The sequence below is a fragment of the Pararobbsia silviterrae genome (genome assembly GCF_003628125.1).
GTDB lineage: Bacteria > Pseudomonadota > Gammaproteobacteria > Burkholderiales > Burkholderiaceae > Pararobbsia > Pararobbsia silviterrae.
Map to the genome: position 1 here is coordinate 1 of NZ_RBZU01000018.1, position 10,478 is coordinate 10,478.

Sequence of the window (10,478 nt, forward strand, 5' to 3'; positions counted from 1 at the left end):
CGAATAGGTCGCTCACTCAACGTACTGACAAGTTCTGATGAACTTACCTTTACTTGGTGTGAGACTTGATAAATACCTTTGCTATGCCGTCAATCAGACATCACCGGTCCGAGGACCGATCCGCTGATCCGACGGTGCATCGCTTATCAAGCGCCCACACTTATCGGCTGTTAATTTTTAAAGATCGTTCGCTAGAAAACTTCACAACTTCGTTTCGCTTTCTGCGTCGCTGCGTTTGCAGCAGAGAAGCGAGATTATGTACACCTCACTTCGTTTCGTCAACAAGTTTTTTGCTTTCGCTTCTTCTCGTCGACTGCATCATCGGCTTGAAACCCTTGCCAGATAACGCTCCCAGCTTTACTGCCCACTTCGTGTCCTGCTTTGCGAAGCGCCTCGTTGCGTAACGAGGAGGCGAATCTTAGTCCCTTCATTCGCCCGTGACAAGGGTGTGACGCAAATAATTCTTAGCGCGCACTTAATCGCCCCTCAATCCGCATGAATCCGAGCCATTGCGCCCTGCACCGGCGCAGCGAATCGCGCGGTATGCAAGCCTGTATTTATTACATAACACTTTCAAACAAACGGCCGATCAGCACGTCCCGACACGCGCGCACGATCAATAAGCCGACGCATAAATCGCCAGCGCGTCGGCCTCGCTGACTTCGCGCGGATTATTCACGAGCAACCGCGTCTGAAGCATCGCATCGCGCGCGAGGCGTTCGAGATCGCCGTGACCGACGCCGACATCGCGCAACCGGCGCGGGATGCCCGTCGCGACGATCATTTCATCGATCCGCGCCACCAACGCCGCCGTGCGGGCTTCGTCGCTGCCCTGAGCGGCCGGCGCGACGATCCGCGCGAGATCGGCGTACAGCGTCGCCGCGACCGGCGCGTTGAAACGCAGCACATGCGGCAACACGAGCGCGTTCGACAAGCCATGCGCCACGTGAAAGATGCCGCCGACCGGATAGGCCAACGCATGCACGGCCGCGACGGGCGCATTGGAAAACGCCTGCCCCGCGAACATCGCGCCGAGCAGCATCGCTTCGCGCGCATCGCGATCGTCGGGACGATCGCATGCGATAAGCACGTGCGACGACAGCAATTCAAGCGCGCGCAACGCGTACAAGTCCGATATCGGGTTCTTCAAGCGCGCCGACGTATAGGCCTCGATCGCATGCACCATCGCATCGATGCCGGTCGCCGCCGTCGCCGCACGCGGCAACGCAATCGTCAATTCGGCGTCGAGCACCGCGAGATCCGCATAGAGCTGCGGCGAGACGACACCCATCTTCGTCGTCTCGCCCGTCGTCACGATCGACACCGCCGTGACCTCGGAGCCGGTACCGGCCGTCGTCGGCATCATCACGAGCGGCAGCCGCGCGTCGCGCACCTTGCCGACGCCATACATGTCCTTGAGCGGCTGGTCCGTCGCGAGTAGAACTGCGAGCAGCTTCGCGACATCCATCGACGATCCGCCGCCGAGTCCGAGCACCACCTCGACCTCGGCTTCACGCGCGCGCCGCGTCGCCTCGAGCACGACATGCTCGGGCGGATCCGCGACGACATCGTCGATGACGGTCACACGCCAGCCATGCGCGGCCAGGTCTTCGAGCGCGGGATTCAACAGGCCGCTTCGATGCAGGAAGCCGTCGGTCACGACGCCGATACGCGCGGCTTGCGGATACTGCGCGCGAAGCAGCGCGCCAAGCCGACGCGCCGCGCCGAATTCGACGACGATCGTCGGGACCGTTTGAAAACGAAACGCATTGAATGACATCGTAGGCGGGTCCGCGCGGGGCGCGCCGCACGCGCCTCGACGGCGCGCGGGCACACGGTTGTCTCCAGGGACCGGTCTGCCCGATGGCGTCGCCGCGCCGCGTCATCCGATCCCGCTTAGGTATGGGCTTCTTGAAGCGTAGCGAGAAATTGCGAGGTCCACCAGTGGACATCCTGTTCGCGAATCCGCTTGAGCAAGCGCGCATGACGCTGGCGCCGCTCATGCAACGGCATCGTCAGCGCGCGCTGGATCGCATGGGCCGTGCCTTCCGTGTCATAGGGATTCACCAGCAAGGCATCGCCGAGCTGTTCGGCCGCGCCCGCGAAGCGCGACAGCACCAGCATGCCCGGATCGTCGGGATCCTGCGCGGCGATGAACTCCTTGGCGACCAGATTCATGCCGTCGCGCAACGGCGTCACGAGCGCCACTCGGCTTGCGCGAAAGAGCCCGGGCAGGCGCTTGCGCGCGACGTTCCGATGAATATAGCGGACCGGCATCCAGTCGAGTTCGCCGAAGTCGCCATTGACCGCGCCGCACAGGCTGTCCATCTGCCGGCGAATCTCGCCATACGCTTCGACATCTTCGCGGCTCGGCGATGCGATCTGGATCAGCGTCGCGCTCTTGCGGTTCTCGGGATAGTGTTCGAGGAACTCGCGAAAGGCCTTGATCCGATTCGGCAGCCCCTTTGAATAATCGAGGCGATCGGCGCCGATCAGCAGCTTGCGCCGCGAATACTCGTCACGCATCCGCGTGAACATGTCCATCCCTTCCTTGCCTTGCGCAAGGCGCTGGAATTCGTCGACATCGATCCCGATCGGAAACGCGCCCGCGCGCATCACGCGATCGAACGCCGAAAAATAGCCGTCGCCGAGCGATTTCGCTTGCGCCTCGGCTTCGACGTAGTGACTGAAGTGCATCAGATCCGCACGGCTCTGGAAGCCCACGAGATCGAACGCGAACAACGATCGCATGAGCCATTCGTGCTCGGGTATCGCGGCCATGATCAGCGGCGGCGGCATCGGTATATGAAGGAAAAAACCGATGCGATTCTTGCAGCCGAGCGCGCGGAGTTCGGAGGCGAGCGGGATCAAATGGTAGTCGTGCACCCAAACGATATCGTCGGGCTTGAGCAAGGGCATGAGCTTGCGCGCGAACATCTGATTCACGCGCCGATAGCCCGTTGCGAAGCGCACATCGAAGTTCGCGAGATCGAGCCGGTAGTGAAAGACGGGCCACAGCACGTCATTCGAATAGCCGAGGTAGTACGCATCGTGATCGGCGCGCGACAGATCGACGGTCGCGAGCGTGACCTTCCCCACGCGCTGCACGTCGACCTCGGGATCCACGCCTCCATTGCCCGGATGGCCCTCGCTATAGGTGTCGACGATCTTGCCGCTCCACCCGAACCACATGCCGCCCATTTTTTGAAGGCTTTCGCCGAGTGCGACAGCCAGCCCGCCCGCGGCGGGTTTGCGCAGGTCGGCCGTACGATTTGAAACGACAACAAGTCTGGGCATGCTTCCTCGCTTGATGAACGCCCGAAATGACGCGCGACGCAGCGCCTTCCGTGTCAAAGCGGTCTCATTGCACCGACAGTGTATGCCCCGACCTCGATATCTGTGCTCTACGCAGTTTCAAAGCAGCAGTTTCAAAGCGGCAATGTCAAAGCCGCAGTTTCAAAGCGTGCTGAGCGCACGTGTCGGCGATCGGATCCTCGATGACACGGACATCACGGTTGAGATTACCGATGTCCGATCGCTCAATCGGCAATTTTTGTCGCGCGCAAATCGATATCGCGCTCAAAGAATGAAGCTTGAATATACGCGAATATTCGGAATCGTTTTGAAAGGCGCACGATGCGCCAAGGCGACGCTTAGCCCTTAGCGGATGCCGAGCGAGGCGAGCATGCATGCGGCCAGACCCTTCGCGTCCTCGGCCGAATCGGCGCGACCGCTGACGAGCGCCACCGCGATCGCGCCATCGACAAGCACGAGCCACTGCTGCGCGAGCGCTAAAGGATCCGGCACCCCGGCCTGCTCGGCCAGCCCCGCGATGAAATCGAGCAGACGCGCCTTGTGCAGACGCGAGACTTCGAAGATCGCATGCTCGGGCGACTTGATTTCCGATGCCGCGTTCAAAAACGCGCAGCCGTGATACTCGCCGCTCGCGAACCACGCACGAAGCACGTCGAACATCCCGAGCAGCTGTTTGGCAGGGGTTTTCGCACACGCTCGCGTCGCGTCCTCGAACCACGCCATCCATCGTGCATCGCGACGTCTGAGCGCTTCCGCCACCAGCGCTTCTTTCGAATCGAAGTAGAGGTAGAAGCTTTTGCGCGCGGTCCCGGACTCGCGAACGATCGCATCGACCCCCGTGCCCTGGATGCTCGACGCATAGATGAGCCGCTCGGCTGTCTCAAGCAGACGCTCACGCGGTCCGGGTATCGATTCGCTCGCCATGATGTCCTGATTCGAAATCCAATGAAGCGTCGACGCGCTGCGCCGTGCATGGGCTCGACGTACGCACGCTGCTGGCGATCAACGCCCAAAAACAAGGCCTAAAACCAAAGCCCCAAAATCAAAGCCCAAATTCGAGCCCTGATCAAAGCCCAAGCGCGCTAAGACCCGGATGATCGTCGGGCCGGCGCCCGAGCGGCCAATGAAACAAGCGCTCCGAGGCTTGGATCGGACGATCGTTGATCGACGCATGACGATGCGCCATCAGACCCTGCGCGTCGAATGCCCAATTCTCGTTGCCATACGAGCGAAACCACGTGCCCGCATCGTCACGCCATTCATAGGCAAAGCGCACCGCGATCCGATTTTCGGTGAACGCCCATAGCTCTTTAATCAGCCGATATTCGATTTCGCGCGACCACTTGCGCGTGAGCAAGGCCACGATCTCGGCACGCGTCTGCGTGAATTCGACACGGTTGCGCCACCGGCTGTCGATCGTATAGGCAAGCGCGACGCGCTCGGGATCACGCGTATTCCACGCATCCTCGGCCATGCGGACCTTCTGCGTTGCGGTGTCGAGCGTAAAGGGGGGAAACGGCGGACGGGATTCGATGTTCATCATGAAGGCTCCGAGAGTGGCGCCATAGTAGAACGATCATTCCACCCGGTCAAGTCCACCCATCAAGCCGCCCCATCAAGCCAATCCGCACCGGGGTCTGCACGCTCGCCGCAACCGGACTACAGTGGATGCCCTGCCCCGCCGCACGGAGGTCGCCTGCCGATGAGGGACCTGATCAAACGTCTGCGCACCGAATGGCCGAGCGACAGTTTCGACAGACTGATCGCCGCCGCCCAATCGTCGGGCGAGCCTCACGAGAGCACGCACGTCGAGCGCGGCACGCTGCTCGACACGGTACAGACCGGTGTCGTGCACGTCGTCCATCGCGGCGCGTGCCGCGTCGAATACCGACGCACCGGCCTCACGCTCGGCATCGTGCATGCGCCCTATGTGGCGGGCGTGCTCGAAGCCGTCAACGGCGACTGCGGTCTCGTCTATGAATGCAAAGCGCCGAGCACGGCTATTGCGTTCACGCTCGACGACTGGAACGCCTTGATCGTGCGTTGCGACCTCTGGAAAGACGTCGCGGTCGTGCTCGCGAAATATCTCGAAGCAATCTCGATGCGCACGGCGTTTCTGACCGCGAGCTCGGCCTACGAGATCGTCTGCAACGCCTTGCATATCCTCGACGCGCACGCGCCCGACCTCAAACGCGATCTCGTCGCGGTGAGCTTCGTGCTCGAACGGACCAAGCTTTCGCGAAGCATCGTCGCGAAGATCATTTCGGATCTGCGCGCGGGCGGTTACCTGGAAATCGATCGCGGTCGGCTGATCGCGATCACGCGACCGTTTCCGCTTCGCTACTGACGTCCGTGACGCGCTCCGTCGAGGCCGGCGCCGGCGCATCGGGTTCAGCGACCGCTTCGATATCGCCCGCGAACACATAGCCCCACCCCGGCACCGCGCGGATCGGCAGACCGACCTGCTTTTGCGCCGCCTTGCGCCGCAACCGGCTGATCATGACGTCGATGACGCGCGGCGAGACTTTCGCCGCGGACTCCGGCGCCGTCCCGATCGCGTCGTGCTCACCGGCCTCACCTGCGTCACCTGCCTCTTCCATGCGACGGATCCGTCGATCGGGCGCCACCGAGAAACGCTCCATGAGTTCACGTTCGCCCGCGGTCAGCGCAAGCGCCCTTCCGCTCGGCGCGACGAGCGTCCAGCCTTTGTTCACGAGACGCCAGAGCGTCGGCTTGCGCGGCTTGTCCGCGGCGCGTTCGTGCGCGGCCGCCGACGCGAGAATATCGGCGCCGCGACGCGCGAGCGCGTGCAGCAGCGCGGCGATTTCGGCGGCGCTCGTCTCGGGCTCGACGCAATGATCGGCGCCGAGCAGCAAGGTCCGCACGCGCTGCTCGCTGCCTTCGAACGGCGCGTAGGCGATGAGGCCCGCGCCCGGATGCGAGGCGCGCACGCTCGCGATCACCTCGGGCATCTCGGCCGTCGGACATCCGACGACGATCAACGGACAGACATCGAGAACAAACGCGCTGTGCAGGGTACGGGGATCGCGGTAGAGGTGGATGGCAAACCCCAACCGGGACAAATCACGTGCGAGATTGACTAGCGTGTCATCGTCTCTCGAGAGAAACACGACATGCATACTGCTGTTCATTACGATTCAGACTCTTCAAGACCTTCGGCGCCTCGCGATCGCGTACACGAGCGGCCTGACCTTCGGGTTCCACTGCATTCGATGCAAACCGAAACACCGGGCTTGCGTCGTCTCGCGTGCACACGCGATCGCGGACGAACACCCGCATGATGTCCCCTTGTTGCAATAGATGCCTTCAAGAGTCCATTTTTGGATCGCACCGGCATCGATCGCATCGCGTCGCGCGATGGTGCACGAACGCTTAGGGCGCGCGCGATTTCGGTTCGACTCGAATCGCGACGGTGCATGAGCGTCGCGACATCGCGCGTCCGCGCGCGCATTCGAGGGCATGCATCTTGCGTCGATCGCGGCCGTCGCCGTCCGCGGTTTCCACCGCGGTCTTCTCAGCGGTGTGCTTTAAGCCGCGTCACGCCCGAAGGATCGCTCATGGCCTTGCCGCATGCAAAGACACGTCACGACGCCGCACGCCGCGTCGTCGAACCCATCGTGCGAGAGGATCGCACCTCGGTGCAGGCGCTCTCGCGCGCGTTGACGCTGCTTGAAATCCTCGCCGACGATGACGATGGCTATCGGCTCGTCGATCTCGCCGAGCGCAGCGGCCTGCCGGCACCGACGATCCATCGCCTGCTCACCACGCTTCAGCAGCGTCGCTTCGTCACGTTCGAGAACGACAAGAATCTGTGGCGCATCGGCGCGCAGTGCTTTGCGGTCGGCTCGGCCTTCCTGCCGCGCCGCGATATGGTCGCGCTCGCGACGCCGATGTTGCGCAGACTGCGCGACGACGCGGGCGAAACCGTCAACGTCGGCGGACTCGATCAAAACGAAGTCCTGCTGTTGCACCAGATCGAAAGCAAGCAGATGATGCGCGCGATCTCGCGTCCGGGCCAACGCTCGCCGCTCGCCAACACCGCGATGGGCAAATCGATCCTCGCCTGGTTGCCGTCGGCGCGCGCCACGCAATTGGTCCAGCAGGGTCTGCATCGACTCACGCCGCAATCGATCATGCGCGGCACGGCCCTGCACGATGCGCTCGATACGATCCGGCGCGTCGGATATGCGATCGATAACGAGGAAGTCGCGATCGGACTGCGCTGCGTGGCCGCGCCGATCTTCAACGAATTCAGCGAGCCGGTCGCGGCGATCTCCGTCGTGGGCCCGACGCTGCGCGTCACGCTCGACCGTCTCGACGACTTGAGCAAGCGCGTCATGATCGCCGCATCGGAAATCACGACCGCGATCGGCGGACGCATGCCCGCCGACTTTCATCAGCTCCTGCAGGCGCGCGTCGCACATACGTGACACATACGTAGCGCACGCATCACGCACAGAGCACGCACGCGCGCCGCCTGACCGATGCGCGACGCGAGCCGCACGGCGCGCGCCGCATCGGTCACAGCACGGGCCAGGTCCTCGGCGCCTGCATGGCCGCCTCGTATTGCGCGCCGATATCGCACAGCACGCTGTCCGCACCGACGGGCGCGACGAGCTGGAAGCCGATCGGCATGCCGTCCGACGCACGCGCCGCCGGCAAATTCAACGCAGCGCATCCCGACATATTGGCGAACGCCGTGAAGATCGCATGACCGCGCGGGCCCACGGGCCGATCGTCGATGACCGCGGGAAACGCCTGCGTCGCGAGCCACGGCATTGCGGCGGCCGACGGCGTCAGGATCAGATCGTAGTGCTCGAACACGCTCGACAACGCGGACTTGAGCTCGGCGAATTGCGTGAGCGACTCGTAGTACTGCGCGGCATGTAACTGGCCGCCGGCCTCGGCCATGTTCCGGATTTCGCCGCTGACCTGGGCCGTCCAGTCGCCGTGCCGTTGCAGCAGCCAGTGGAGTCCCGTCTGGCTGACGACGGACCACGCCTGCCCCAACGCGTCGATATCGAACGGCACATCGCCTTCGTCGACGCGATGGCCGAGCGCGGCGAACGTCTGCGCCGCTGCCGCCACGCTGCGCGCGATCGCGCCATCGACGGGCGCGTCGCCGAACCGGGGGATGTAGAGCATCCGGCATCGCCGTGACGTCACCGGAACGAAATCGTCTTCCGCGAGCGAGGCCGACAGCGGATCGCGCGGATGCGGCCGCGCGATCACGCGCATCACGCGCCGTACGTCCTCGACGGTCCGCGCGATGGGACCGACAACCTCGCAGTCGTGCAGGATCGTCGCAAACCCATCGGCCCGCGCGACGCGTCCGCGTGACGGCTTCAGGCCGACGAGACCGGTGTACGAAGCGGGACGACGAATCGAACCGCCGCCGTCGGTCGCGATCGCGATCGGACAGATGCCCGCGCTGACCGCGGCCACCGCGCCGCCGCTCGACCCGCCCGGCGTCCGGTCGAGATCGAACGGATTGCGCGTCGGCCCGAACAGACGGTTGTCGGTATAGCCCTGCACCGTGAATTCCGGGCAATTCGTCTTGCCGACGATGATTGCGCCTGCAGCGCGCAATCGCGCGATCGGCAACTCGTCGACGTTCGGCACGTAGTTCGCGTAGAGCGCGCTGCCCCATGTCGCGCGCATGCCCGCGACGGGAATGTTGTCCTTGACCGTCATCGGCACGCCGTCGAGCGCGCTCAGCGGCATGCCGTCGCGCCAGCGGCGCGCGCTCTCGGCGGCGGCTTCGCGCGCGGCGTCGAACGCGCAGGTCACGAGCGCGTTGATCCGCGGATTGATCGCGTCGACGCGCGCCATCACGCTGCGCAACGCGTCCTCGGGCGTGTACGCGCCGTCGGCGAAACCCGTCGCGAGTTCGGCGGCCGAACACGACCACAAATCACGTTCATCTGCCACGTTCGAGTCCTGTGTTCAGTGTCGGATGATCGCGGCGATCGGCATCTGACCGGGCGCGCACTGGTGTTCGGTGCCGCCCGACACGAAGATCGCGGGATCGCCGGCGATCGACGTGATGACCGCACCGAGCGCCGCGCGCGCATGGCGTTCGTAGTGGATATCGGCATCCGTGAGCATCGTCGTGCGCCATCCGCGGATACGGCCGTCCGGACTCGCGTCGGCCTTCGCGAACATCGCCGCGACCGCGCCTTGCGCGGGCGCGTCGCCGAGCAGCACGCGAATCGATGCCGCATCGACGACGTCGTTCAAGACACCGTGCCGGATCGAAAACGCACTCGACGCCGCCGCCGAATTGCCGAACAGCAGCACCTCGCAGTGACGCAACTCGCCGCCCGCCGACGTCGAGGCGACGCTCGAATACAGATCCATGCGCTTGGCGATCACGTCATCCGTCACGGCCGCGCGCTCGACTTCGCCGAGACCGACCGCGACACCGAGCGCGGTCGCGCCGCGCGCATACGGCTTCGAGCCGTTCGCGTCGCGCGTGACGAGCGTCTTGCCTCGCCGGTCCGCGTCCGCGATCAACGCGGGCGTCAGCAAGGGGCCTTTGACCTGTACGTAGTGCACGTCGCGCGGATCGTCGATGCGTGCTTCGCGCATCGCCTCGTGCACCGCGTGGGCGACGAGCTCGACCTGCGTCGTCGTACCGACTTCTTCGGGCAACAGATCGCGCGTCGTCGCGACGCCGAGCGTAAGGCGTCCCGCATCCGCGGATTCAGCGGTTGAACTCGACGCTTCGCCGATGGGCTCCTCGACGCGCGTGAACACCGTCGCATGCGGCGACAGCACGCCCTCGGTCCCGCCCGACCAGACAAAGCAAATGCGGCTTGCGACTTGTTCAGGCGACACGCCGAGACGCGCCGCTATCAACAGCTGGAACGACTGCGTCGCGAAGCCGCGCGTGAAGTCGTTCGCGCCGCCGTTGCCTTCGGTCTTGCCGATGACCGCGACGATCGTCGACGGATCGACTTCGCCGCGCTCGATCAGCGCGGCCAATCCGGACGTATCGCCGGGCGACATCATGGCAATCCTGTGGAGATGAATCTTCATAGCGTGTCTCGAGTGTGGATGAACGGCACGCGGCGAGCGTGCCCGAATACGAAAGCGCGATGTCTGCGCGGGACCGCATGCGCGCGGACCCGACATCCGAT

9 protein-coding genes are annotated in these 10,478 nt (G+C 64.1%); 2 read left to right on the forward strand and 7 right to left on the reverse strand.

Annotation, left to right across the window (positions count from 1 at the left end):
- Positions 1 to 616 precede the first annotated feature (616 nt).
- From D7S86_RS26430 to D7S86_RS26445, 4 genes are all read right to left on the reverse strand, one after another.
- On the reverse strand, positions 617 to 1,780 hold the full coding sequence (locus D7S86_RS26430; protein WP_121091039.1) for an iron-containing alcohol dehydrogenase: 1,164 nt from the start codon (positions 1,778 to 1,780) through the stop codon (positions 617 to 619).
- Between the two features lie 116 nt (positions 1,781 to 1,896).
- On the reverse strand, positions 1,897 to 3,297 hold the full coding sequence (locus tag D7S86_RS26435) for an alpha,alpha-trehalose-phosphate synthase (UDP-forming) (RefSeq protein WP_121091041.1): 1,401 nt from the start codon (positions 3,295 to 3,297) through the stop codon (positions 1,897 to 1,899).
- Between the two features lie 363 nt (positions 3,298 to 3,660).
- Complete coding sequence (locus D7S86_RS26440; RefSeq protein ID WP_121091043.1) at positions 3,661 to 4,239, reverse strand: TetR/AcrR family transcriptional regulator; 579 nt, start codon at positions 4,237 to 4,239, stop codon at positions 3,661 to 3,663.
- A gap of 142 nt (positions 4,240 to 4,381) precedes the next feature.
- Positions 4,382 to 4,858, reverse strand: coding sequence for a nuclear transport factor 2 family protein (locus tag D7S86_RS26445; protein ID WP_121091045.1), 477 nt, complete (start codon positions 4,856 to 4,858; stop codon positions 4,382 to 4,384).
- A 159-nt stretch (positions 4,859 to 5,017) separates the two neighbouring features.
- Between D7S86_RS26445 and D7S86_RS26450 the strand changes: the two genes are divergently transcribed.
- Positions 5,018 to 5,662, forward strand: coding sequence for a helix-turn-helix domain-containing protein (locus D7S86_RS26450; RefSeq protein ID WP_121091047.1), 645 nt, complete (start codon positions 5,018 to 5,020; stop codon positions 5,660 to 5,662).
- Here D7S86_RS26450 and D7S86_RS26455 read toward each other — a convergent pair.
- Positions 5,634 to 6,287, reverse strand: a complete 654-nt coding sequence (locus D7S86_RS26455; protein WP_147432483.1) for a helix-turn-helix domain-containing protein — start codon at positions 6,285 to 6,287, stop codon at positions 5,634 to 5,636. The two genes, D7S86_RS26450 and D7S86_RS26455, sit on opposite strands and share 29 nt — an antisense overlap.
- A gap of 606 nt (positions 6,288 to 6,893) precedes the next feature.
- Here D7S86_RS26455 and D7S86_RS26460 point away from each other — a divergent pair.
- Complete coding sequence (locus tag D7S86_RS26460) at positions 6,894 to 7,766, forward strand: IclR family transcriptional regulator (protein WP_158602096.1); 873 nt, start codon at positions 6,894 to 6,896, stop codon at positions 7,764 to 7,766.
- A 91-nt stretch (positions 7,767 to 7,857) separates the two neighbouring features.
- Here the strand turns inward: D7S86_RS26460 and D7S86_RS26465 are convergent, their stop codons facing one another.
- Positions 7,858 to 9,267 carry an amidase gene (locus D7S86_RS26465; RefSeq protein WP_240648419.1) on the reverse strand — a complete coding sequence of 470 codons (1,410 nt, stop codon included), beginning with the start codon at positions 9,265 to 9,267 and terminating at the stop codon, positions 7,858 to 7,860.
- Between the two features lie 15 nt (positions 9,268 to 9,282).
- Positions 9,283 to 10,377, reverse strand: coding sequence for a cyanuric acid amidohydrolase (atzD, locus tag D7S86_RS26470; RefSeq protein WP_121091053.1), 1,095 nt, complete (start codon positions 10,375 to 10,377; stop codon positions 9,283 to 9,285).
- Between the last annotated feature and the right edge of the window lie 101 nt (positions 10,378 to 10,478).